Raw genomic sequence first — 23,009 nt, 5'->3', positions numbered from 1 at the left:
ACTAAGTCAGCCGTCCAGTTGGGGAGTCACGACAGGTTTGCGTATCGGCCACATGGTTTTTCATGCAGCCTTAAAGTCACAGTGGGGCTCTATACGGGTATATCCAACGATTGCTTGCCTTTCAGAATCCACGCGACGATGCCACCGAGTACAAGCCATGCGACACCGACGAGTTGGGCGTTCGAGTTCGCGCTGAACAGTGCGTAGCAGAGGACGGCCGCACCCAGCACAGGGGAAACGAGATGTCTGAAGAAGGAGCGATCAGTCTTACCCCTGAAGAAAGCGATGACAGAAGCATGCAACATCACATAGGCACACAATGCGCCGAACGTGACCATCGTTACGATGGTTTCAATCTGGTCTTTGCCGACAATGGCAATCACCAGCGAGAGCGCAGCGACCAGGTATAACGCGGTCGTTGGTGCTTCATTTTTATTAAGTTTGGCGAGCACACGAGGCAGCTTTTTATCGCGTGCCATGCAGTAGATGACTTTTGTCGTGGTGGCCTGGGAGATAAGTGCATTAGCCAGCAAGGCTATCAGTGCATTCGTCAACGTGATGACCGGCAGGAACCACGTCCCCACCACTTGGGTGCTGACCGTGTAAAAGGCAACATCAACGGCGCCATCCTGATATTTCGACCCCAGGGGAACGAACACAGACGCCAGGTAGACTTGCGCGACGAACAGCACGGTCACGATCACAAGCAACAACATCGTGGCCCGCGATACGGTTTTACCGCCCCCCTCGGCCTCCTCGTTCAACGTAGAAACAGCGTCAAAGCCGATAAAGCTCAGGGCGGCGATTGGTACGGCGCCAAACACGGCCGACATGCTGAATTGCGACGGGTTATAGAAAGGCGCTAACAGTTGCTCCTTGGAAACCGTTCCTCCGGCGATAAGGCCAACCGCAAACACGACGAAAATTGAGAGGACAACCAACTGGATGACCAGCAGCACCTTTCCCACATTCACATTAACGGTGATACCGAACAGATTAACGATCATGGGCACAACGACGAAAATCCCTAACCAAACCACCTTGTCGATGCTGGGAAACAAAGGTTGCAAGGCCGCCGCACCTAGAACCGCCAGCAACGCGGGAAGCAACAGATAGTCCAGCAAGATGGCCCATCCCGCCATAAAGCCGAATGTGGCATTGGTGCCCTTTGTCACATAGGAATAGACCGATCCCGAGAGAGGGATTCGTTTCGCCATTTCGCTGTAGCTGATTGCACTGAACACCATCGCGATGGCGGCCAGCGTATAGGTCAGCGCGGTCAGTCCATTGGACGTGTTATGAATCGCTCCAAAGACAGAGACAGGAGCAATCGGAACGAAGTAAAGCAACCCGTAGACAATGACGTCCGTCAGCGAAAGTTTCTTGCTGAGTTGACCATTATTACTGGGTACGACCAAGGTATCGCTCATTTTTGTTGCCCCTTGACGATTGGCCCGGATTTTCACCCGGACATTATTTAGGTACAGTTGCCGCGTGTCGCCAGCACTTGCTGTGGAACCGCGCACCGCTTTTGTTATTTGCACATCGGGACTGGACAGGACCTATTCACTCAAACACCAAGATGGGTCTTTTGACGTTCGATGAATCCAGTTTAGAAGCCCCTCTTACTGTCGACTATCGAACCAGCGAACCGCGCTTTTCGTGTGAGTGCATGGCGCCTGTATTGCTATGAACTTGTCGCGTCCAAGGAGCAGCCGGGCGTGGCTGCCCCGTGGGGCCGATCAATGTATGCACCGCTGCCTGGTCCGCTCCCCCAGGCCAAGCATCGGCCGGGCTCGGCGCTCATGCATCTGAATGGACGGTCAATTGGAATCGATGACGACGCTCAACGCTTCAGGGTGCAGGAACCGCTTGAGAACATTGCCGGTGAGTCGCGCGACATTGTTGTCGTAACGGTTGTGGGAAAGTGAACCGGTGTAGGCGATCGATCCCACTGAGAACACGCCGCCCCCTCCTGGCAATGGACACAGAACGATGTCCGCGCGCACACGGGACTGCTCGGTCCCGCCAATGCCAGGGATTGATTCGTAGACGTCCTCGGCGGCGAGAAGGTAGGCATCCGACAACGGCCCGGACGTCGCCAGGACAAGCGCACCCGGCGGGGCCCCTAATGACGGATCGTACCGGTCGATCTCCGCGCCGGCGGCACCACCGCCCATGATTCCAAAGTCGCCAATGCGCTCGTCACTGCCAATCCCTTCAAACGCAAAAGCGGCGAGTGGGTCGTAGCTGTCGGTGAGGCGTTCGTAATACGTGCAGCGGTCGAAACCTTGCGCGGCGAACCCCACGCCTAGCAGTCGCTGCGGCGCCTTACCCTTGTTGCGCCATAGACCGGCCATTTCACCGGAGGTCTGGTGGCGGCGATCGCCAAACGGCGACTCGTGGGGGCGTGTACCCGCGTCTGACCTGCGCAACTCCATGACATGCCGCTCTTCCGGATCAAATGAAACGGTCGCGAAAAAACCGTTTCCGCCCAGGTACATCAAGCGTCCGCCGTTCCCGGTGAAAGCCTCGATCGCGTTGAGCTCGTTGCGTGTCACATATTCTGGATGACTGCCCGTGATTAGAACCTTGTAGTCCTTGAGCAGGTCGACGCCTTCGCGATCCAGGTCTTCATCCGTCAGCGCGTCGAATTCGCAGCCGATTGTGTCGAGCCAATGAACGATGCAGAGATCTGCAGGAAGCCCCCATACGCCCTCTGCCTGGAACCAGGCGCGGTGTTTGGGGTTGAGCGTCATGATGGGCCGCCGAGTGCTGCCGAAGACGACGCCAGAGCCATCGTTATGGATTTCATAACAGGAACGACCGAACTCAGGATGGCTCTGAAGCGTCAGATCTTGCCGATCAATGATCGGTGTCCGACTGACGATGATTTCCGCGCCATTGGCTTCAAAGGCTATTCGGTCGTTGGCGTACGCCAGATAAGTCGCCGTAGAGAAAAGCACCGCCACTTCGCGCTTCTGACGTCCCGGCCTGACGAAAAACGGGATGTATTGTTCAACACCTGCACTGCACAGTTTCGCGGCGTATACACCACTCGCGAGATCGTCTGGGACCTGAATCTTGAACGCCGTTGGCCACTGGGCGTCGGTGATGTCATCGTCGTGAAAATGAATCGCATCAAACTCGTCAGGTGCCCGCCGAAAGTCGTCGCTCAACCCCTTAAACCTATGGCCCGCCACTCCCCGTGTCGGCGCGTTGAAGCAGCGTCCATGCAAACCGTTTCCGGACACGTCTACAACATCGCTGAGCAACAGGCCATCGTCACGAAGGCTCTTGCCAAAGTGCCAGGCGGCCAGCTCGGCAACAACCGCATCGCCGAGAGAGGGACGCAGAATGCGGACTCCACCGATTTTTCCGTTGTAGGCGGCATTCGCCAGCCATCGACCGTCTTGCTGACAGGCCAGCGCCCCGATCCTGAAGGGGGCCTGGCTTTCAGTCAGTCGCGCGCCGAACGGGACAGTACGTGATTCTGCGCGCAAGGCACTGGCGCTCGCTGAGAGACGGTTCATGATGTTGTCGATTGGTGTCTGCTCCAGGCAGACCGTCCCGGCATCCGATTTGACACGGACTACGACGCGATACCACTGGTGTGCAATAAGTGGCGTTGCCAATGAAACTTTCTTTGTCTCACCATCTGCCACCCATATAAACGTTGGCCGGCCTTCCTCCAGCACAAGGGCGTAGCCAGAACAACTGGCCACGGACCAGTTTCCCAAAATGGCCTGTAGGCCCGAATCACTCTCAAATGAGTTCTGCGTTACGTGGTAGGCCCCGAAGTTGCCCGAGCGCGTGCCTTGCGGCAGTGTCGGATAGACATGGGCTTCAATAACCAAACCGTTAGGGGATCGTAGAAGTCCTTGCGTGTCGGTGATTTCCACATAAGAGCCCGGCTGGCACACATGCTGGATACCCTCGTAGCTCCCTTCGAACGACGATTCAACAGGCGTCTCAAGGAAACCGGGGCCCGCCTCCCCCGTGAACCCGTGTCGAAGCTTCACAAGCGAGGCGTCATATCGCGCGACCCCTTCGCAACTTACCTTGAAAGAAAGACTTTCACCCGGCGACACAGAGAATCCGTCGCTATAGCCGAAAATTTGCTGACTGACCTGGTTCATTCTCATTTCATCCGTTATGCGACTGAGAATCCGTTTCGCGCGACTCGGCAGCGAAAAGGGCTCGGCATCGAAGCGAAAAAACGTGACGCAATGCGTCTTCGTAAGTCAGGAAAATGCCTGAACTTCGAACGAAGTTGCCTGGCTCTCCAATCACAATGTTCCCGACGCCCCATGGCCCGTCGGTACCCAGCGAAATGACAATCGCCTTGCCGGCGATAGACGCACCGCCCAGCCCACGCACGACCCTTCGAGTCTTGTCATCGTGTGGCCCGAGCGGAGACCGTTCGTAGGCGCCGATCACGCCAGAGTCGCAGTCGTCACGCAGGCGCTCAAAAAACCGAGACTGGAACAAAGCGGCCAATTCAGCTTCGCGATCTGAGGAGGTACGCATGGTCATTCCCTCAGTGCGGTAGTTATTGATGTGTTCATACTTTTCTCTTGCTTGTCAGTGATTGCACAGATATCCAAAAATGCGCCTGGCCGCGTTGCGGAGCGCTGGTCCGGAGGAGATACGCTGACCGCCCTAGTACCGGTAGCGATATCGTCCGATGGACCGCCCCCCGCGATCTATCGCATGAGAGAACCAAGATTTTCGTTAGCGCGCACGGTGCGCAGAGTGGGTGCACGAGTCTGGTCTTTGCTCGCAAAAGGCTCACCTACAGAGCAACGGCTCACGGCATACCTCAACTTCCGCACCATTGGTCTGCTTTAACTGGACTTAGTCATCCCCCGGTTATTATCGAAATATCACACGGGGCTGCCGACGGCTGACTAGGCTGGCCTGGAAGTCATGGCATAGGGCTTGCTTGAGCTTCTAAGGCAGTGATTTTTTTAGGAGGGCGTGTGGATTCGTTACATTTGATAACCCGGTTCTCGACGGGCGAGGTTCATCCACAAAGACGTCTTGCTGCCTGGCAGGATTTCATGAGCGATGTCTACTACCCGATAGACGTGGCGGCCTACAACCCGGCATCGTTCTGCGGAGTCATTGAATCCACCCAGATCGGCGCGGTCGGAATTACTCGCTTTGCCGCTGATGCGCAACGGGCTGTGCGCCGCAAAGTACATGCCGGACGCGATGATTCGGATTTTTTCGCGCTAGTCATGCCGACCATGCAAACTGAGCAGTTCACACACCTGGGTCGATTTGGAGACGTTGCGCCGGGCCAGGTCTCTGTCTTCAATTCCGCAGAAACCTATCAGCTGGATATCCCCAACGGCACGAGAAACGTAACAGTCAAAATACCGGCCGACCAATTCAGGGCGATGTGTCCGAAAATTGATGCGCGTTGTGGCCGCGTCGACGTCGCCAATTCGCGTTTCGTGCCGCTGCTAACGCAATTCGCGTTGCAAGCATTGGAAAACGCCTCCTGCCTTTCCCTCGAGCATGTCAGAAGCTTGGAGAGAGGATTGCTGGAATTGGCTTTCTTGATGATGGATGTACCGGAGACCGATGCAGCGGGGGATTCACGAACGGTCATCGATCACTTCTTTCACCGTGTCATGGCGTATATCGCGGCAAACTTTCACGACGCGGATCTTGCACCTGAGCGAGCAGCTCAAGCTCACCGCGTTTCCATCCGCTATGTCCACAAGGTTTTCCAGGCTCACGATACGACGTTCGGGCGAGAACTTCGTCTTGCTCGGCTCAGGCACGCTCAAAAGCTTCTGCGCGAGAATGCGCTGCACAAGGCTCGGCCCACGACCATTGCGGAAGTGGCCTACAACTGTGGTTTTTCCAGCCAGGCGCTTTTTTCCGTCCGGTTCAAGGAAGCTTTTGGATACTCACCTCGAGACGAAAAAAGCCATTAGTCCCACGCTAGCTCCCATCAAATGGAAGGCACTCATCGCGAAGTGCCTTTTTTGGTGCATTCTGCGCCATGCCCTCTATGTTTCGTCGCATGAGGGTGAGGCGATTGGCTGCGCCTTACGGGCCTGGCTTTGCAACCAGGATACTTGTTCACGGGTAACGGTGCGCTGAATGCCGACGCCACCGCAAACGATGATCGTGTCCATTGGTGGGGCTTTGTGCATGGAGGCGTCAGGGGTGATTTGCAGGCCACCACTTGCCCAGACCTGGCCGCCATCGAGGTGAGGGTGGTCCAGCGATAACCTAATCCTCCCTACGCCATGGCTGGAGGGTATTACAAGCTCCTGCGTCTGAGGCCGTAATCGACGAACTCCACCGTGTCCGACGGTACGACTCAATCCGTTGGTTTTTTGCTGTTGGATAACTAGCATCCGCAGTAGAGCCACTGCGCATGGCCAATCAGGTGTCGGGGACGACCAGAAAGCCCCGCTTAGAGTCAGAGATATCTCGACCACCCGGGTCAGGCTCCAGCTCGCGGATGGGGGCTAAATTCATCCAGAGCAGTGTGCCATTGTTGGGCGACCACCGGGGACAGTGGAAAGCCATCCCTAGCCAGACTGATGGCGGGCTGCAGCAACTCTAGTACGGGCCGCTCGCCGAAACGTCTGGACCGCTCCCCCATGCCGACGGGCACCCTATTCGATAGTGCAATTTACCTGGAGGATATTGCTCAAACATTCGCCCATGAAGAGTCTGGGGCTCACTTCGGCAAAATCTGCCTTTCGTTCTGAATATCCTCACGATATTTGAGTGCCAGAGGTTGGCATGCCGCTCCAGTTGCTGCGGACACTGGTTCGTCATGAACCATAAGAGGCCCAGTGCGCTCGCAATCGCCATCACCAATGTACCAACGATAACCAGGCTATAAGCCGCCTGAGTCGTTGCCGTCAGCGATCCATTATGAAGTCACGCTGACGGACCAACACTCATGCATGAGTGAGGTACCAGCGCCAGTCCTGCTCCCCGACTTCAGCATTGAATTTACGGAACTCGCGCCATTTGATCGCCAGGAACACCTTTAGGAATTCAGCTCCCAGCGCCTCACGTGCCCAGGTTGAACGTTGCAGTGCCTGCAGCGCTGTAAGCCAGTCGGTGGGTAGAAAATCGGTCGCCTGTTCATAGCCATTGCCCTCAATCGCCGCGCCAGGATCGCTTTGATGAGTGATGCCGTAGTGAATGCCCGCAAGTACTGCGGCGGCGGCGAGATAGGGGTTGGCATCGGCACCGCAAATGCGGTGTTCGATGTGCCGACTTATCGCGGGGCCGCCGGGCACGCGGAACGACACAGTACGATTGTTAACTCCCCAACTTTTGGCCAGCGGCGCGTAGCTACCGGTCTGGAACCGGCGATATGAGTTGGCATGCGGGCAAAATATAGCCAGCGAATCAAGCAAGGTCGCCATCATCCCGCCAATTGAGTGACGCAACAGCGGCGTACCCTGTGGGTCATCGCTCGCATACAGGTTGTGACCATGCTCGTCGGCCAGACTGACGTGCAAATGCATACCGCTACCGGCCTGATCGCTGAATGGCTTGGCCATGAAGCACGCTTGCAGCCCATGTTTGTTGGCCACACCTTTGACCAAGCGTTTGTAACGTACGCCTTCATCAATGGCCTGGAGTGCGTCGAAACGATGTTCCAGCGTCAACTCGACCTGGCCTGGAGCATACTCGGATATCGCCGTACGCACGGGCAACCCCTGTAGGGCGCAAGCCGCGTAGAGGTCATCAAGAAACGGTTGAAGCTGCTCCAGTTCGTATACGCCATAAACCTGTGGAGCAACAGGGCGTGCCCCATTGGTCTGCAACGCTGGCTGCGGCCGACCGTTGACGTCGCGTTGCTGGTCCAGCAGGTAAAATTCCAACTCAACGGCCATTACCGGATGGAATCCATCGGCTTTCAGCCGCTCGATGGTGTGCACCAGTACATGGCGTGGGTCGGCCGGTGCGGCCGGAATACCTTGGGTCGGGTGCATGCTCACCTGCACTTGGCCGGTGGGATTGGTGCGCCAAGGTTGCAGGGTCAGGCTTCCCGGTAAAGGGTAGGTCCAGCAGTCGGCGTCAGCGACATCCCAGACCAAGCCCGTCTCGTCGACGTCTTCACCCTGCACGGTCAAGGCGAGAATGGAACTTGGCAGCGGCCGACCATTTTCGTAGATCGCCAGTAGCTCGTTGCGATGCAACAGTTTGCCCCGAGGAACGCCGCTAGCATCGATAAGGAACAACTCGATGCTCAGCACTTCAGGGTGGGCGGCGAGATAATCTTCGGCCTCTTTTTTATCAGCAAATTGCATGTCAAACCTCTTAGCGCTCATTCAAGCGACTTGGCAGTATTTGTGAAATGTGGAGTCTTTAGACGTCCAGTTATGAAGGGATGACCCGAGCCCCAGGTATGGCAAGCAGCGTGGTTAGCGCGTTATCCAACTCAACGAGCAGCCTGTCGATATCCGATGAACTTGTCTGTGGACAGCACAGGGTCATGTTGTGAAAAGGCGTGATCAGGATTCCGCGATTGATTAGATACAGGTGCAGAGCCATCTGTAGGCTGTCATGAAAAGCCGCCTCGGCTTGCGCCCCGGTTCTCGGCGGGGTGGCACAGAATTGAAACTCACACCGCGCCCCCAACTCTGTTACCGACCAATTTAGTTGGTGCTGCTTAAACAAGTATCGAAATCCCTTAGCCAATCCTGATGCGAAATGCAACATGTTCTCGTAGGCAGACTCTGTCATGACCTCTTCGAGATTGGCTCGCATGCAACGCATCGCCAGCGCGTTGGCGGACAGCGTCGTTCCCATACCACTGTGGCCATGCCCCCCGCTCTCTTCGCTAACGGTCTTCTGCGCGTCGTGCATTGCCAACGCAACTTGCTCGGTCACGCCAAAGACAGCGCAGGGCACGCCACCTGCTATGGGTTTACCCACCACAAAAAAGTCAGGTTTCAAATCCCATTGGCGAGTGCATCCACCGATGCCGGTAGAAATAGTATGGGTCTCATCAATGACCAGCAGGCTGCCATATTTAAGGGTCAACTCTCGACACTTTTGCATGAATCCTGGATCGGGCAAGACCATGCCTATGTTCGTCATCGCCGGCTCGCACATCAGCGCGCACACATCGCCCAGGGCTAAAGCAGCCTCTAGTGCGGCGACATCGTTGAAGGGGATAGATCGACTGTATTGGGTCAAGTCGTAGGCTTGACCCACAAGACCTGAACGGTGCACTGTTTTGCCCTCGCGGCACCGTACCATCACGTCATCCACCGTGCCGTGATAACAGCCGTCGAACACCAGCAACACATTGCGTTTGGTGATAGCTCGCGCCCAGCGCAGCACATAACGATTGGCGTCAGTAGCATTGGCGGTGACCTGCCAATAAGGCAGCCCAAATCGCTGAGCCAGCAACTCTCCGCAGACCACCGCGTCTTCGCCAGGAAGCATCGTCGTTAAGCCGTTATTCGCCTGCTCTGCGATGGCGCGGGCAATAGGGTCCGGCGAATGGCCAAACATAGTGCCTGTGTCGCCCAGGCAAAAATCAACGTACTCATGATCGTCAACATCTGTGAAGCGTGCACCTTTGGCACACTGGACGAAGAGCGGCGAAGGCATGGACCAATCGCTCATCCAATGCATGGGAACACCGTTGAACAGATTCGCCTTGGCACGCTTGGCCAGCGCCATGGACGTTGGGTTATTTTCTATAAAACGGGCACGCTCGGAGGCGGTAAAGGCAGCAATCGCTGATTCACAAATTCCACTTTTCGACATGATCAAAACCCTATGTTAATTATCAAATTAATTAAAAGTCGTTACCGTTCAGATAGGAAACAATCCATCGCCGTATTCAGTCCCCTATCAGTTCCTGAATGACGCATGAATGCTGCTCAGTGAACTTACCTGTTCTTTGATATATCGCGCTTTTATATATCGCGGTGATAGCCGCCACCCCACCTAGGATCATTCGTTGATCGCGCTAGAAAGCATTCAAAGTTAATAGCCGGCTTGAGTAGATTAAATTCTCTGTTTTACTTTCGGCCAAAAGAGAATAAACCGTCAGTGTCCTGACCTCAGGCTTGAGGGGCTTTGTTCTCGACCAGACAGTTCCCGCCATCCACCACGATGACTTCACCCGTGATGTAACTGGATTCAGGAGACGCCAGAAATGCAACCGCCGCAGCCACTTCGCGAGGACTGCCTGCCCGCCCTATTGGGGTGAAGCGCCCCGCCTCTGCTTCAACGGGGGAGGTTGACCCCGTCGTGATCCAGCCGGGAGCAACGCTGTTTACGGTGACCCCCTGCTTAGCGACTTCAAGTGCAAGCCCCATGCTCATGCCAACCATCGCGGCCTTAGCGGCGCTATAAGCCGCTTCGCCCGGATTGCTGCACCGGGTGCCCGTAGTGGAACTGATATTGACAATGCGCCCGTAATTTCGCGCCCTCATACCGGGCAAAACGGCCCTAGTTAGAAGAAAAGCTGTCGTTAAGTTTCTTGCCAGTGACAGATTCCATTCATGCAGCTCCATCGCTGCCAACTCCGAGAAAATCTCGGGGCTTCCTTGCATGGCCATACCGGCATTATTCACCAGAATATCGACCCGCCCCCAGACTGACTCTGCCCATATGCTGAATTCACGCACCTGACTTTCATCGGTGAGGTCAGTTGGCCGGCCTTCAACTTCAAACCCTTCGAGGCGTAGCTCTTTAACCCGATCCGCGATGCGGTTGCTGCTGGCGGTGACGATCAACTTCGCCCCAGATGCACCTAGCCTGCGAGCGATCGCCATACCAATACCTGCTTCACTTCCGGCACCACTGACAAGTGCCACATGCCCCCTCAATTCCGTACCCAACATGGTGTTCCCCACGTACTTAATTTGTAATAGGAGTGGAAATTAGGCTAATAAATCTGATAAATAAAGACGATCATTATCAGAAAATTTGACAACCATAATGGCGTTTACCAGCGAGTCACTTAAAGTTTTCCTCTCGGTCGTGGACAGCGGCTCCTTTTCCGCCGCCGCACGAAAATTAGGCCGGGTTCCCTCCGCTATCAACATGGCGGTGTCACAGCTTGAAGCAGAGCTGGATCTCTTGCTTTTTGACCGATCAACCCGCAAAGCCATTCCTACAGCAGCCGCCAAAGCACTTGAGCCCCAGGCAAGACAGGTCGCGAGCCAGTTAAACCTGCTGGACGCGCATGCCCTCCAGCTTCATCAGGGGCTGGAGGGGCGCTTGATCCTTGCGATGGCGCCGGAGCTGCAAACAGGCGTATGGAATCGTCCGCTGTCAATTATCGCCAGAGAGTTTCCCACGCTTGAAATCGAGATTCGCTCCGCTTCCCATCCGGAGGCGATTCGCATGCTCCATGAAGGGCGTGTGCAATTGGCACTTGGATTTGAACGACCAGGGCTTGACGAGCGGGAGACGTTTCTTGAAGCGGGAAGCCAGTTGTTAGTAGCAGTTGCATCTCCAGATCATCCTGCGGCCGCCGGCAAGAAAAGCCCTTTAGGTGAGGAGCAACTGGTGAATGTTCGGCAGATCATCGTTGCTACTGGAGGACCTACAGATTCTGACCCACGTGTTGTGCTGTCGCGGCGGATTTGGCTCAGCGACAGTTATCTGGCAACTCTGGATCTGGTGCAGCAAGGATTGGGCTGGGCTTATCTTCCACAACCGCTGGTACAACCTCTAATCACTTCGGGCGCATTGACGGAAGTGGTATTTGACAACATGCCGAGTCAGATGCGGTTATGGGTCGATATCATCTGGGTAAAGAACCGACCTCTGGGGCTGGGAGCGAGTCGTTACCTGAGTCTGATGCGCGAAATTGTCCAGGGCGAGCCTCGTCGTGCTTGAGGAGTCAAAAATTACGGGCCATTCTTAGTGGCCGCCAACTGCTTCCTCTGGCGTGACGCGCCCCATCGCGAAGATCAAGCAGATCATCACCAATTCTTGCGGTATCGCGGTCAGTTTTCGGTCAGCGGCAACAGATTGATGGTTGGTGGTTGGTGACTCAAACTCTTCAATGACTATGACACTCTGGACTACAGCGAGTGCTGCAGTTCGCCTGACGGCCGAGTCGGGACGCTTGAAGATGCTTCTAGAAACCCAGGCTTTGGTGATCCTTGTTCGGAACATCTGCTGGGGGGCATTTGCCTTTTTGAAAAATCATTGCCAATACCCATCGGCGTGAAGTTATAGGGTTTTCCTACAAAATTGATCTCCCACAGTAAATGTGCGTATTCCTGTGGGAGCGGCTGAAGGACGACCCGACTTGCCCATGAAGACTGCCGTGCCGACGACAAAATCCTGACCAAATATCAATCCAACTGATGCCGAAAAGGTAAGTCCGGCCCGGTTCTACCGCAGGTCAGGGCAGCGGCGCTGACGGCAAAGGTGAGCATTGCGTCGATCTGTTCACGGCTCAAGCGTTGCAAGCCCTCCACCGAATCCAGTTGCTGCTCAGTCAGCCAAGCGATCAATGCCGCCTGGAAGGTGTCGCCCGCGCCCACGGTATCGACCATCACCACTACACGGGCCGGCACCGACCAAGTGCCATGGCGGCGACTGAAAACTGTCGCGCCCTGACCGCCACGGGTGAGGAATACCAGTTGGCAGCGATGTTCCAGCCACCCCTCGATCACGCTCTGCGGCTCACGCCCGGGGTAGAGTAGGTTCAGGTCTTCGTCACTGACCTTGATCAGATCGGCATGTTCGACCAGAGCGCCGATACGTTCGCGCCACAATTCGATATTCGGCTCTGGGTTGAGTCGCACATTGGGGTCAAGGCTGATCAGGCGTTTGCCACTTTCACGGCAGACCAGAGCCAGCAGTGTATCGGCAATCGGCTGTACCACCAACGAGAACGAGCCGATATGCAGCCCTCGCACCTCAGCGCCCAACTCAGGCAAATGCCCCGGCAACAGCTGACGATCAGCGCAGCCTTCACCGCGAAAGCTGTAATGCGGCGAGCCATCGGCACTAACGGCGACCATAGCAAGGGTGGTCGGCGCGTCCAAGTTCTGAAGGTAGTCCAAGCGCACGCCCTCCTCCCGCAATACTTGCTGTAAACGCCGGCCAAGGTAGTCGGTAGACAACCCGGCAAACAGCGCCGCGTCGATACCCAGGCGCCGCAGCCCGACGGCGACGTTGAACGGTGAACCGCCGGCAATGGCCTTGTAGTTTATTTTTGAAGCTTGAGCTCCGGGGTCGTTTTCACTAAAGAAATCGAACAGCGATTTCGGCTTTACTCATCTAAGGCATTTTGGCGCCTGCTACAAGGCCCAGCTCGGCGAGCAACCGTCTAAAACTGAGTGCGCGATGACCCGCGTCAGGGTTGAAACGGCACCCTCACGTCATCCTGCGCCGGAAGGGGGCTGATAGGCACACGGATGGCGATGCCGTACGCAACCAGGCAGCCAAGCCCACAGCTTCCCACCACCAGGCACATGGGCCATGGGGTGCCATCGGCCAGGCGACTGACCCACAGACTGGCCAGCGCCCCGCTGGCGAATTGCACCGAAATACCCAGGGCGACACCCGCCCCTGCCTGCCCCGGGAACATGCTCATCAGGCTTGCCGTGCAATTGGCTCCCAGCAAGCCCGTGACGCCCATGTACAGCACCATGCAAAGCACAATGCTCGTCAGCCCGCCCCACTGCGTATACCCCGCCACCATCAGCGCCAGCCCTGCGACGCCCGCCAGCACGGCGCCCACTCCCAGCATGCGCTGTGGCCCGAAGCGAGTGACCCAGCGGGCATTGATAAAGGTCACCACGATGATGCCGAGAATGTTCAGGCCGAACAGCCAACTGAAGGTGCGCGGCGAGACACCGAAGTACACGACGTACACAAAGGGTGAGGCGGTGATAAAAGCGAACATGCCGCCAAAGGCCAGTGCCATGCACAGGATCAGTGCCACCGCCCGAGGTTGTCGGACGATGCCCGGGTATGCGGCGAACGCCCCCTTGAGCGAGGTGCCGCGCGCCTGCGTTGGCAGGCTCTCCTTCAGTCCCACGCTCACCATCAGCAGGCACAGCCCGCACAGGATGAACAACGCGGCGAATATGGTGCGCCAGCCGTCGATCAGCACCAGCCAGGTACCGATCATTGGCGCGACCAACGTCGCCATCATCGTCAGCAGATGCATCCAGGACAGCACCTTGGCCGCTTGTGCCAGACCGAACAGGTCTCTGGCGACGGCCCTCGCCAGGACCAGTGCGCCGGCCCCGCCAAGGGCCTGGAGAAATCGCCATGCAGTCAGTTGTTCGATGCTGCCGGCAAACAGGCAGCCAAGGGTTGCCAGGCCATAGAGCACGAGACTGCCCAGCAACAGTGGGCGACGCCCATAGCCGTCCGACAGTGGCCCATAGAACAGCATGCCCAGGCACAACCCAGCGAGAAAGGCACTGATCGTGTGTTGCACCTGGGCTGTGCTGCTCGACAGGTCATAGGCGATCTGCGGCAGGCTGGGCAGGTAGGTATCGATGGAAAACGGCACAAAGGCCGTCAGCGATGCCAGCAGTGCGATCAGACGTGTCGTGGGTTTCCTTGGCCCGGGAGCTCAAGGCTTTTGAGAAAGCCTGCGACCAGCGCGTTGAACACCTCGCCTTGATCATCGTGTACATAGTGACTGGCACCTGCGACCTCCACCGTCCGCACGTGCGGGTTGCTGGCGCTCATCGCCTGCAGCGTCGAGGGCGGCAGAAAGTCCGAGCGGCCGCCGCGAATGAACAGGGTCGGGCAATTCAGCGCGCGCACCGCCGGCCACAGGTCTGTCGGCTCGATGCTCAGGCGTGCCTCGGCAATACCCTGTTGATCATGGCGCCAGGTGATCACGCCCTCGCTCTCTTTCATCGAATGAGCGAGCCTTGACGCCAGGCCCTGTTCCGACAAGCCCGGGCGCGAAGCCTGCCAGAATGCGCGGGCCGCCTCCCAGCTATCGAACTGCAAGGGCGTCTGGCTCATCTCGCGGCGAATGCGCGCGGCACCATCGCCCTGGCTTGAAGAGCCGGGACCGATGTCCTCAATCATCAAGCCAATCAACCGTCGCGGATTTTGCCGCGCATATTCAAGGGCGTTGGCGCCCCCTAATGAGTGCCCCAGCAATACAAAACGCGACAAGCCAACATGGGTGGCAAAGTCCTCGAGGTCCTCGACATACGACTGCGTGTGGTAGCTGCCGGGCGAGGCCCAGTCACTCAGTCCTCGGCCCCTCTGGTCCAGGGCATAGATGCAGTAGCCCGCACCCAGAGATTGCACCAGCGATTCCCAGGTTTGTGCATAGGCCCGCAAGCCATGCAACAGCACAAGGGGAACACCGGTCGATTCACCCCAGCGCAAAAAGTGCAGGCGCAAGCCAGAACGGTTGGTAAAGAAACAGCTGTCAGATGGCATCGGTTGGTTCCTTTATGCGTGGCTTGACCGACCTAGAAACGATCGAACCGATAAGGGCTTGGATCAATGATCGGCGCATGACCGCTGACGAGATCCGCCGCGAGGTGGCCTGCCGCCGGCGAGGTGCCGAAGCCATGCCCCGAGAAGCCGGTGGCCACGGTCAGCCCCGGTATCTGCGCGACCGGCCCTATGACCGGATTCGAATCCGGCGTGACGTCGATAGTGCCTGCCCAGGCCTGAGCGATCCGCGCGTGTTCAAAGACCGGCCAGGCCGCCATGAGGTTGTTCATCGCGTCGTTATTGAGCCGCGGGTTGGCGGCCGGGTCCTGAACCCTGACATGCTCGAACGGGCTGACGCTGTCGGATTTCCAACGCCGGGCAAGCGCCAGGTCATTGAAAAAAGGTTTGCCCAATGACACGTTCAGAACGCTACGTTGCGCACGGAACTGCGGCATATATTGCTTGGCGAGCAACAAGTGATCGAGTGTCAGGAAGGCATCCAGTTTGCCGCGCTGGGTAATGATGAAGCCGCCGTCCCGGTGCTTGCGAAACGAAAAGTCAGGTGCGCCGACAGCGATTTCAGTCGGCCCTTCCATTGGGTGGGTACGCAGCACCGAGCAAGTCAAGGGCAAGGTCGGCAACGACACACCGAGGTTGCCCAGAAAGCGCCGTGACCACATCCCACCTGCGAGCAGCACATGATCACAGCGAATCTCACCTCTCTCCGTGACCACGCCACTGACCACACCGGCGGACATCTGCAGCGTCCGCACCGCGCACTGCTCGATAATCACCACCCCCATGTCCAGGGCTGCCTTGGCGATAGCGCTGCTTGCCAGCGTCGGTTCGGCACGCGCATCGGATGGCGTAAAGATGCCGCCGGCCCAGTCACCCACGCCGCCTGGCACCAGCGCGCCAATTTCGCGTTTGCTGAGCAGCCGTGAATCCAGTGACAAATGCTCCACCGACTTTAGCCATCCCTCATGCATCGCCATCTGCGATGGGGTTCGGCCCACGAACATGATGCCCTCCCGGCGATACCCGACATCCGCCCCTACCCGCTCAGGCATCTTCGCCCACAAGCGGTCCGCGGCGAGGGCCAGGGGGATATCGGCCGCATGGCGGCTGGTCTTGCGTACCCAGCCCAGGTTGCGTGACGACTGCTCACCGGCGATATGGCCTTTTTCCAGCACCACCACCGAGATATTGCGTTCGGCCAATGTCATCGCAGCAGTCAGGCCGATAATCCCGCCGCCAATGATGACGACAGAGGTTGCGGAGGGAAACACGGTAGACGTTTTCACGGGCGCTATTGTGGGTGCCATAATCAAGACTCGGTAAGCGAATGAAGTAAGCCACGCCTACGCGTGGCCGCGTGACAGTTACTGCGACAGTCGAATGACTTCAACTTGCGCCTTCGACGCATTGCGATACGCCGTCACTTCCAGCTCAACCTTGTAGACCGTCGACCCCAAGGGCGGACAGGTGACGGTGCTGGCCGGGTCAACGCCGCGAAACTTTTCGCCGATCAGGGCCATCACGGCCGGGACGTCCTTGGGGTCCTGGATGAACACCCGCGAACACACCACGTCCGCCAGGCTCGCATCGACCGCCGCCAGGGCCGCCTCGATGTTGGCAAACACCTGATGCGTCTGCTCGAGGATATCTTCCGGAATCAGCTTGGTCTGCGGGTTGCGGCCTGCGGTGTTGGACACATAGATCCAGTCGTCCACGACAACCAGGCGCGAATAGCTGGCCTGATCTTCAAACGGGGAACCGGTCTTGAGCTTGATGATTTTTGTCATGTGGAATGCCTCTTCAAAATAAGTGATGGATGGCTTAACGCAGAACCGGGGTTTCCCACAGGTTCAAGGTGACGCCGATGCCTTTTTCGATGGCGTTGCGGTACACCACCGTGCCCCAGGCCACGTCTTCCACGGGCATGCCCCCCACCGACATGATGATGATTTCTTCATCGTCCCTACGGCCTGGCGCGGCGCCGGCAATGATCTTGCCGATGTCCTCAACTTCATCGAGCTGCATCTTGCCTTCGGCAATCATGTCCATGAAGCGCACGCCAATCACCGGCACGCAGTGATGCGCAGGCTTGGGCAGTTCTTCAAACCAGGCTTGGTAGAGACCGGTGTTGTCCAGCACCTTGCGTACGTCGCGCTGTTCCATCCCGTCGTCAAGGGAGCAGGAGGCAGGCATCGCCAGGAAGGCACCTGGCTTGACCCATTCGCGCTTCACAATTGGGTAGGTCGTGGGATCGCCCACCTCACCGGAGCTACAATAAGTAACAAGGTCGGAGTCACGAACCACCGCTTCAAGTGTGTCGACCACTTCGATCGTGGTTACCTGCGGATAGGTTTCCTTGACCCAGGCGATAAAGTTATCGAGGCTCTTCTGGCCACGACCTTTGATCTTCAGTGTGTCGATATGCGGGCATACCGCGATGAATGCCGCCAGCGTGGTCTTGCCCATCACACCCGGGCCGAGCAGGCCGACGACTTTCGAGTCCTTGCGTGCCAAATGGCGCGCGCCCACGCCGGGAATCGCACCGGTGCGGTACGCGGACAGCAGGTTGGCCGACATATGGGCCAGCGGTGCGCCTGTGTCGGGGTCGTTCAAGGTAAACATCAGAATCGAGCGCGGCAGGCCTTTTTCGCGGTTGGCGATATTGGAGCCGTACCATTTCACGCCTGCGGTGCAAAAGCTGCCGCCCAGGTAGGCAGGCATGGCCATCATGCGTCGGTCAGCCGTGGGTTTGGGCATGTTCGGGAAGGGTGAATCCTGCGGGAAGATCACCATCGCGCCGTGGGAGTCATTGTTCGGACCGGCCATGCGATAGTCACCGGCATAGAGCAGGCCGAACATCTCCTCCATGGTGTTAACGCACGCCAGCATGTCAGTCACGCCCGCGCGGATCATGTCCTGCTCGGAGAGGTAGATGAAGTCGATTTTTGTATTTGTAGACATAGTTGTTCTCGGGCTGAAGGTGATATCGCTGCGGTAGGCGCAGCTCCACGCTGTCGACCTCGAGTATCAGGGCGCGTTTTTCGGCGGTATTGTAAATTTCGGACATGCCCGATTGGCCGGCGCGCAATAGTTGGCGTGATTAATGCGTAAAAACTTCCGTATCGCTGCTCATCGAAGGTGCAACCATGATCAAACAGTGCGCGCCGCCTCCCAGGCACCACACTGCGAACGAACAGCCCTGGTTCGTGCTCAACTCTTCACGGTATTCGGTCATGCCCTCCGAACACCCGGCGATCTCGCATTTCTATGCCTTCGATGTGGCTCAATCAGCCAACCTGCTGGCCGTGCCGGACGGTTGCGTGGATATTGTTTTCGACTGTGATGCAACACGCCCTACCGCCCGGATCTGTGGCACGCCGCTGGCTGCCCAAGCGGTCGAGTTACACCAGAACCATCACTACTTCGGCGTGCGCTTTTCACCGGGCGTCATTCCCGGATTTATCAATGTGCTGGCCGAAGAATTGACCGAACGGGAACTCGACCTGCTGGAGGTCTCGGGGTTCGCCCAGCGCATCTTCGAAAATATCGTTCAAGCACCGCTGCTGGGCGATCAGATGCGGCTGTTCAACGACTACCTCGCCCCCCGCCTGATGGGTAGAACGTCAGCACTCACGGCCATGGTCATTCAGCAGGCAATGCGCCACCGCGGTGATATTCGTATTCAGCAACTGGAAGAACTCAGCGGGTACACCAGTCGCACGCTGCACCGACAGTTCAGCCAGGACACCGGCATGTCACCCAAGACCTTTTGCCGAATCATCCGCTGCCAGGCAGCTCTGGACACCCTCAATACCCAACACGATGTATCGTTTTCGGAGCTGGCCCTCGACCTGGGCTTTTCCGATCAATCGCACTTCCTGCGCGACTTCAAGAAACTTGTCAGTACAACGCCTTGCGACTATCAACGCAAAATGACCCAGAACGCCTACACCGACCGGATCAACTACGCCTGACCCTCCCTTTCAAAAACAAACGCGCGCCTTCATCACACCTGGGTAATTCCCTGTGTTTCGAATACGGCAAGGCATATCCAGCGAGCCGAGTTGCCAGCTTCGCGCAGCGAAACCAACAATTCACGAGCGCTTGAATATCAGCCTGGAAAAGGAAATCGGGTGGGAGGAAAGCGTCAGCCGCACATGGGGTCTTTAGCGCATTGCCCTGAGCGTTTCGGACGGTGACTCGCCAAACAATTGCCGGTAATGCGCGGCGAAGTGGCTCAGATGGAAAAAGCCCATCGCCATCGCGATCTCACTGATGTTGTGAGTGCAGGCAGAGGTTGTGATCAAGCGGCGTCGCACCGCGTTGAGACGTAGATTGCGCAGGTATTCGACCGGACGCATTCCGGTCACTGCCTGAAAACTGTTCTGCAGGGTCCGGCGACTCACCCGCAGGTGTTCGCACAGGTCGAGAATGCTCAGTGGTGTATCACCACTGGCATCGATCAGCTCTTGGCAACGCTTGACCAGGTAAGCACTCACGGCGAAATTACCGCGACGACAACGTACCTCATCGGTGGCGTGGCTGAACAAATCGAGGAACGCGCCGAGCAGTTCTTCCTCCAGCATTTTCTCGGCGGTTGAGTTGATAGCGTCCGTCTGTTCCAAGAGGTGACGAAACAGCGGGTGAATGCGCTGACGTATTCGCAACAGTAACGCGTCATCCACGCTGAGCTGGGACGTGGTCTTCAGGCGCTTGAGCTGATCGTCAGACAATTCGAAGGCCGCCAGTTTGGCGAAGCGCACCGCGTCGACATTGAGCGCGAAGAAGTGCATGCCTTCAGGGGCGTGCAACACAAACTCCTCGCCGTCGCGCAACAGTACCACGCTGTGAGTGCCCACCTGTTGCCCCTGCACCACCGGCGCGCGGCCTAACGACATGGCCGCGCACAGCCGACCTTTCGGCGCATAGCCGCGCTGCACCACGCGTTTGTCCAGCACTTCCTGGAATATTTGAAAGCGGTCGGCGGACAACTGCCGCAGCTCACTGGTCAGGCAGCCACGGCCAAGTTGGTCATACACTTGCCGCCAGCCTTGGATGGAGCCAGCGTGTTGTTGAGGGTCATTGAAGGTTCGAACTTCAGCGAGCATGGTCGTCGTTCCTCGGTGGCCCCGTTGTTTTTATCGGCCTGAAAGGGACTCAGTCATCCGTGACGGCAGCTATCGTTCACACAGGGGTGGCGTCCGCCGTGAAAACCAAAGCCAGTTCCATGCCAAGCATGTGCAGGCTGTACGTGGCGGGCTGGATATTCATCGGCGGCAACAACGCACCGGACAGCACGACTTGCCCATCCTCCACACGCTGACCGTCGGCCAACAGACGCCGAATCAGCCAGCACAGATTGGCCAGCGGACTGTCCTCCCGATCGCGTGTATCACCACTACCGCAGAGCGCGCCGTCGCACTCCAGGCGATACGCTACGCTGACGTGTTGTACAGGATCGAAAGGGATGCGCGGCCCGAGACAATAAAGCCCCGCCGCCGCGTTGTCGGCAAGAAAGGCGCCCACTCCGAAATCCCAGCCCTGCCAACGGCAGTCGGCGATCTCGAACGCGGGTGCCACGTCGCCGATGGCTGCCAGAATATCCTCGTCGCGGTAGTCCCCCGGCGCCAGGGCACGCCCCAGTACAAACGCCAATTCGATCTCCAGCTTGGGCTGGATCAACCGCGAGAACGCCACCGCCGTACCCGGCTCGACGATCATGGTATCCATCAGGCCGCCATACACCGGTTCGTCAAGGCCAAAGCGTTTTTGCGCGGCGCTGCCGGCGAAGGCGACCTTCCACCCACTCAGTCGCTCGCCTGCGGCCTCGCGGTGGTCCAGCGCTTCGCGTTGCAGCGCATAACCCGCAAGCCGATCTATCGCCTCGGGGACCAGTGGCGCAATGGCTTGCGCCGTGCGCGTCGCCTGATGTAGCCGGTTCAGTAGCGCGTTGCCGCTGTTCATGACAGTTGCTCCGCCAGTTTGCGCAGCACACCTTCAAGCCTCTCTGGTGTGGTAATGGCGGCGACAAACCGGTCCGGACGCACCACTACGATGCAGTCACGCACCTTGGAGAACCATTCACCCAGGCGATTATCCACGTCCTCCACACTGATGGCGTCCAAGGCCGTCAACGGCTGGCCGCGTCCGATGCCACTGCGCGAACGATTGACCTGAATAAAACGCGTGTCCCAGCGCGCCCAGTAAGCGGCCATTTCCTCGCTGAGTTGCTCGCGCGGGTTCACCCGATAACCCAGCACCGCATAGGAATTGCCAAGCACCTCATCCAGGCGACAACGCTGGCCCTGGGCGTCTTCGATGTACGGCTGAACAAACAGCTGGCCGACCAGATCATCTTCGCGCAACTCGGCACGCTCGTGATAGACCAGGCCCTTGGTGATGGTGGCCTTGGGTTTGAATTTGAACTCCAGCAGGTGCGAGCGCAGATTGTCGACAGTGTTCACCGCCTGGAACAACCAGTCGCGCACGCCGGCCATCAGCGGGTTGGTCATTCCCAGTACCGCGCCCATGTTGTCGGCCAGGGCTACCAGCTCGGTGGCATGCCCACGGCGCTCCTGATCGTAGCTGGCGAGGATCGAGTGCGAGGCACGGCCCTGGATGATCGCCGCCAGTTTCCAGGCCACGTTGGCCACGTCCCGCAGCCCGGAATTGAGGCCCTGCCCGGCCCAGGGTGGAGAAATATGCGCGGCATCGCCCACCAGCGCCACACGCCCTTCGACAAACCGCACCGCGACCCGCGAGTGGTGGGTATAGGCTCGGATGCGGATGACGTTCAACTGATCGACCGCGTTGCCGATATGCCCACGGATCAATTCGCGAATGGTGCTCTCGTCACACATCTTCGCCTCATCTTCGCCTTCCAGGAGCATGAACTCCCAGCGGCGTTGCTGGTACGGCAGATAGATGCACACGAAGGGCCGTTCCGGGTCGGCATGCAGTGCGGTGTAGGGTGCATCGAGGGTGTCATTGGCCGTATCGACCACCACCCATTTGCGCGCATGTGTCAGCCCCGACAGCTCGATACCGAGCTTTTTACGCACAGTGGAGCGTCCGCCATCGGCGCCGATGACATAGTCAGCCCGCAGTTGATAAATCTCGCCCTGAGCATCGCGCACCTGCAATGTCACGCCCTGCCCGTCCTGCTCGAGCTCGAGCATTTCATGGCCTTGGCGCAACACAACGCTGGCACGCTGCTCCAGGGTTTCGCGCAATGTGCCTTCCAGCAACTGCTGCATGAAAATATTGCGCATTGGCCAGCCGTAATGGGCGGTACTCGGCTTGACCTCGGCGAAACACACACCGCGAGCATTGTAATAGCGCAGCGGTACATCGCAGATCATGTCGCGCACAGCGAGTTCGGCAATGCCGATCCCCTGCAGCACGCGCAGTGCTTCATCATCCATGCCCACTGCGCGCGGGTAAGGCAGTACGCCGTCGGCAAGTTCAAGGACGACGCAGTCGATACCGTACATCCCCATATAGTGCGCGGCCGTGATCCCGTTAGGGCCGCCGCCGACAATGACAACTTGGGTCTTCTCCTGCTTCATCGCTATTCACCGCTTTCTTGT

General features: G+C 57.9%; 18 protein-coding genes and 3 pseudogenes. 4 read left to right on the top strand and 17 right to left on the bottom strand.

What is annotated here, in order from left to right:
• Window positions 1-89 precede the first annotated feature (89 nt).
• The 3 genes from JFU47_RS02100 to JFU47_RS02090 form a co-directional block, all read right to left on the bottom strand.
• Window positions 90-1,430, bottom strand: coding sequence for an APC family permease (locus JFU47_RS02100; RefSeq protein ID WP_201180440.1), 1,341 nt, complete (start codon window positions 1,428-1,430; stop codon window positions 90-92).
• A gap of 393 nt (window positions 1,431-1,823) precedes the next feature.
• The gene (locus JFU47_RS02095; protein ID WP_201180439.1) at window positions 1,824-4,139 is read right to left on the bottom strand and encodes a N,N-dimethylformamidase beta subunit family domain-containing protein; all 2,316 of its coding nucleotides are present in this window, start codon (window positions 4,137-4,139) and stop codon (window positions 1,824-1,826) included.
• Window positions 4,140-4,146: 7 nt separating this feature from the next.
• Window positions 4,147-4,530: a hypothetical protein gene (locus JFU47_RS02090; protein ID WP_201180438.1), complete on the bottom strand. Its 384-nt coding sequence runs from the start codon at window positions 4,528-4,530 to the stop codon at window positions 4,147-4,149.
• 452 nt (window positions 4,531-4,982) lie between these two features.
• Here JFU47_RS02090 and JFU47_RS02085 point away from each other — a divergent pair, with 452 nt between their 5' ends.
• Window positions 4,983-5,951, top strand: coding sequence for an AraC-like ligand-binding domain-containing protein (locus tag JFU47_RS02085; protein WP_201180437.1), 969 nt, complete (start codon window positions 4,983-4,985; stop codon window positions 5,949-5,951).
• 96 nt (window positions 5,952-6,047) lie between these two features.
• On the opposite strand, the pseudogene JFU47_RS02080 reads toward JFU47_RS02085, so the two are convergent.
• Window positions 6,048-6,250, bottom strand: a pseudogene (locus tag JFU47_RS02080) (GlxA family transcriptional regulator); the annotation flags it as partial.
• A gap of 76 nt (window positions 6,251-6,326) precedes the next feature.
• Between JFU47_RS02080 and JFU47_RS33445 the strand changes: the two are divergent.
• Window positions 6,327-6,421 (top strand): annotated as a pseudogene (locus tag JFU47_RS33445) (hypothetical protein); the annotation flags it as partial.
• A 66-nt stretch (window positions 6,422-6,487) separates the two neighbouring features.
• Here the strand turns inward: JFU47_RS33445 and JFU47_RS02075 are convergent.
• The 4 genes and pseudogenes from JFU47_RS02075 to JFU47_RS02060 form a co-directional block, all read right to left on the bottom strand.
• Window positions 6,488-6,645 (bottom strand): annotated as a pseudogene (locus tag JFU47_RS02075) (gamma-glutamyltransferase); the annotation flags it as partial.
• Between the two features lie 290 nt (window positions 6,646-6,935).
• On the bottom strand, window positions 6,936-8,303 hold the full coding sequence (locus JFU47_RS02070; protein WP_201180436.1) for a glutamine synthetase family protein: 1,368 nt from the start codon (window positions 8,301-8,303) through the stop codon (window positions 6,936-6,938).
• Window positions 8,304-8,373: 70 nt separating this feature from the next.
• Complete coding sequence (locus JFU47_RS02065; protein ID WP_201180435.1) at window positions 8,374-9,774, bottom strand: aspartate aminotransferase family protein; 1,401 nt, start codon at window positions 9,772-9,774, stop codon at window positions 8,374-8,376.
• A gap of 299 nt (window positions 9,775-10,073) precedes the next feature.
• Window positions 10,074-10,859 (bottom strand): SDR family NAD(P)-dependent oxidoreductase, encoded by a 786-nt coding sequence (locus tag JFU47_RS02060; protein ID WP_201180434.1) that lies wholly within the window; start codon window positions 10,857-10,859, stop codon window positions 10,074-10,076.
• 97 nt (window positions 10,860-10,956) lie between these two features.
• Here JFU47_RS02060 and JFU47_RS02055 point away from each other — a divergent pair, with 97 nt between their 5' ends.
• Complete coding sequence (locus JFU47_RS02055) at window positions 10,957-11,862, top strand: LysR family transcriptional regulator (protein ID WP_201180433.1); 906 nt, start codon at window positions 10,957-10,959, stop codon at window positions 11,860-11,862.
• A 464-nt stretch (window positions 11,863-12,326) separates the two neighbouring features.
• Here JFU47_RS02055 and JFU47_RS02050 read toward each other — a convergent pair whose 3' ends face one another.
• The 6 genes from JFU47_RS02050 to JFU47_RS02025 form a co-directional block, all read right to left on the bottom strand.
• Complete coding sequence (locus tag JFU47_RS02050) at window positions 12,327-13,241, bottom strand: carbohydrate kinase family protein (RefSeq protein ID WP_201180546.1); 915 nt, start codon at window positions 13,239-13,241, stop codon at window positions 12,327-12,329.
• Window positions 13,242-13,336: 95 nt separating this feature from the next.
• Complete coding sequence (locus JFU47_RS02045; RefSeq protein WP_201180544.1) at window positions 13,337-14,539, bottom strand: multidrug effflux MFS transporter; 1,203 nt, start codon at window positions 14,537-14,539, stop codon at window positions 13,337-13,339.
• Window positions 14,536-15,402 carry an alpha/beta fold hydrolase gene (locus tag JFU47_RS02040; protein WP_201180432.1) on the bottom strand — a complete coding sequence of 289 codons (867 nt, stop codon included), beginning with the start codon at window positions 15,400-15,402 and terminating at the stop codon, window positions 14,536-14,538. The genes JFU47_RS02045 and JFU47_RS02040 overlap by 4 nt, the downstream gene beginning before the upstream one ends.
• A 32-nt stretch (window positions 15,403-15,434) precedes the next feature.
• Window positions 15,435-16,727, bottom strand: a complete 1,293-nt coding sequence (locus tag JFU47_RS02035; RefSeq protein ID WP_201180431.1) for an NAD(P)/FAD-dependent oxidoreductase — start codon at window positions 16,725-16,727, stop codon at window positions 15,435-15,437.
• A 57-nt stretch (window positions 16,728-16,784) separates the two neighbouring features.
• The gene (locus JFU47_RS02030) at window positions 16,785-17,207 is read right to left on the bottom strand and encodes a RidA family protein (protein ID WP_140678245.1); all 423 of its coding nucleotides are present in this window, start codon (window positions 17,205-17,207) and stop codon (window positions 16,785-16,787) included.
• A 34-nt stretch (window positions 17,208-17,241) separates the two neighbouring features.
• Window positions 17,242-18,381: a tyramine oxidase subunit B gene (locus JFU47_RS02025; protein ID WP_201180430.1), complete on the bottom strand. Its 1,140-nt coding sequence runs from the start codon at window positions 18,379-18,381 to the stop codon at window positions 17,242-17,244.
• Between the two features lie 185 nt (window positions 18,382-18,566).
• Between JFU47_RS02025 and JFU47_RS02020 the strand changes: the two genes are divergently transcribed.
• A complete protein-coding gene (locus tag JFU47_RS02020; RefSeq protein ID WP_140678241.1) occupies window positions 18,567-19,394 on the top strand; it encodes an AraC family transcriptional regulator in 828 nt (275 codons plus the stop codon).
• Window positions 19,395-19,586: 192 nt separating this feature from the next.
• On the opposite strand, the gene JFU47_RS02015 is transcribed toward JFU47_RS02020, so the two are convergent.
• From JFU47_RS02015 to JFU47_RS02005, 3 genes are all read right to left on the bottom strand, one after another.
• A complete protein-coding gene (locus JFU47_RS02015; protein WP_201180429.1) occupies window positions 19,587-20,528 on the bottom strand; it encodes a helix-turn-helix domain-containing protein in 942 nt (313 codons plus the stop codon).
• 76 nt (window positions 20,529-20,604) lie between these two features.
• Window positions 20,605-21,384, bottom strand: coding sequence for a 2-keto-4-pentenoate hydratase (locus JFU47_RS02010; RefSeq protein WP_201180428.1), 780 nt, complete (start codon window positions 21,382-21,384; stop codon window positions 20,605-20,607).
• Complete coding sequence (locus tag JFU47_RS02005; protein WP_201180427.1) at window positions 21,381-22,988, bottom strand: bifunctional 3-(3-hydroxy-phenyl)propionate/3-hydroxycinnamic acid hydroxylase; 1,608 nt, start codon at window positions 22,986-22,988, stop codon at window positions 21,381-21,383. The genes JFU47_RS02010 and JFU47_RS02005 overlap by 4 nt, the downstream gene beginning before the upstream one ends.
• Between the last annotated feature and the right edge of the window lie 21 nt (window positions 22,989-23,009).

Origin of the sequence: Pseudomonas sp. TH39(2020) (genome assembly GCF_016650715.1) — a bacterium.
GTDB classification, from domain to species: domain Bacteria; phylum Pseudomonadota; class Gammaproteobacteria; order Pseudomonadales; family Pseudomonadaceae; genus Aquipseudomonas; species Aquipseudomonas mandelii_C.
Note: the sequence above shows the minus strand (reverse complement) of the source record. Positions and strands in the feature narration are given on the sequence as shown.

Coding starts and splice junctions, on each gene's coding strand:
- JFU47_RS02100 (WP_201180440.1), bottom strand. CDS start 1,430: ATGAGCGATACCTTGGTCGTACCCAGTAATAATGGTCAACTCAGCAAG.
- JFU47_RS02095 (WP_201180439.1), bottom strand. CDS start 4,139: ATGAACCAGGTCAGTCAGCAAATTTTCGGCTATAGCGACGGATTCTCT.
- JFU47_RS02090 (WP_201180438.1), bottom strand. CDS start 4,530: ATGCGTACCTCCTCAGATCGCGAAGCTGAATTGGCCGCTTTGTTCCAG.
- JFU47_RS02070 (WP_201180436.1), bottom strand. CDS start 8,303: ATGCAATTTGCTGATAAAAAAGAGGCCGAAGATTATCTCGCCGCCCAC.
- JFU47_RS02065 (WP_201180435.1), bottom strand. CDS start 9,774: ATGTCGAAAAGTGGAATTTGTGAATCAGCGATTGCTGCCTTTACCGCC.
- JFU47_RS02060 (WP_201180434.1), bottom strand. CDS start 10,859: ATGTTGGGTACGGAATTGAGGGGGCATGTGGCACTTGTCAGTGGTGCC.
- JFU47_RS02055 (WP_201180433.1), top strand. CDS start 10,957: ATGGCGTTTACCAGCGAGTCACTTAAAGTTTTCCTCTCGGTCGTGGAC.
- JFU47_RS02040 (WP_201180432.1), bottom strand. CDS start 15,402: ATGCCATCTGACAGCTGTTTCTTTACCAACCGTTCTGGCTTGCGCCTG.
- JFU47_RS02035 (WP_201180431.1), bottom strand. CDS start 16,727: ATGGCACCCACAATAGCGCCCGTGAAAACGTCTACCGTGTTTCCCTCC.
- JFU47_RS02030 (WP_140678245.1), bottom strand. CDS start 17,207: ATGACAAAAATCATCAAGCTCAAGACCGGTTCCCCGTTTGAAGATCAG.
- JFU47_RS02025 (WP_201180430.1), bottom strand. CDS start 18,381: ATGTCTACAAATACAAAAATCGACTTCATCTACCTCTCCGAGCAGGAC.
- JFU47_RS02020 (WP_140678241.1), top strand. CDS start 18,567: ATGATCAAACAGTGCGCGCCGCCTCCCAGGCACCACACTGCGAACGAA.
- JFU47_RS02015 (WP_201180429.1), bottom strand. CDS start 20,528: ATGCTCGCTGAAGTTCGAACCTTCAATGACCCTCAACAACACGCTGGC.
- JFU47_RS02010 (WP_201180428.1), bottom strand. CDS start 21,384: ATGAACAGCGGCAACGCGCTACTGAACCGGCTACATCAGGCGACGCGC.
- JFU47_RS02005 (WP_201180427.1), bottom strand. CDS start 22,988: ATGAAGCAGGAGAAGACCCAAGTTGTCATTGTCGGCGGCGGCCCTAAC.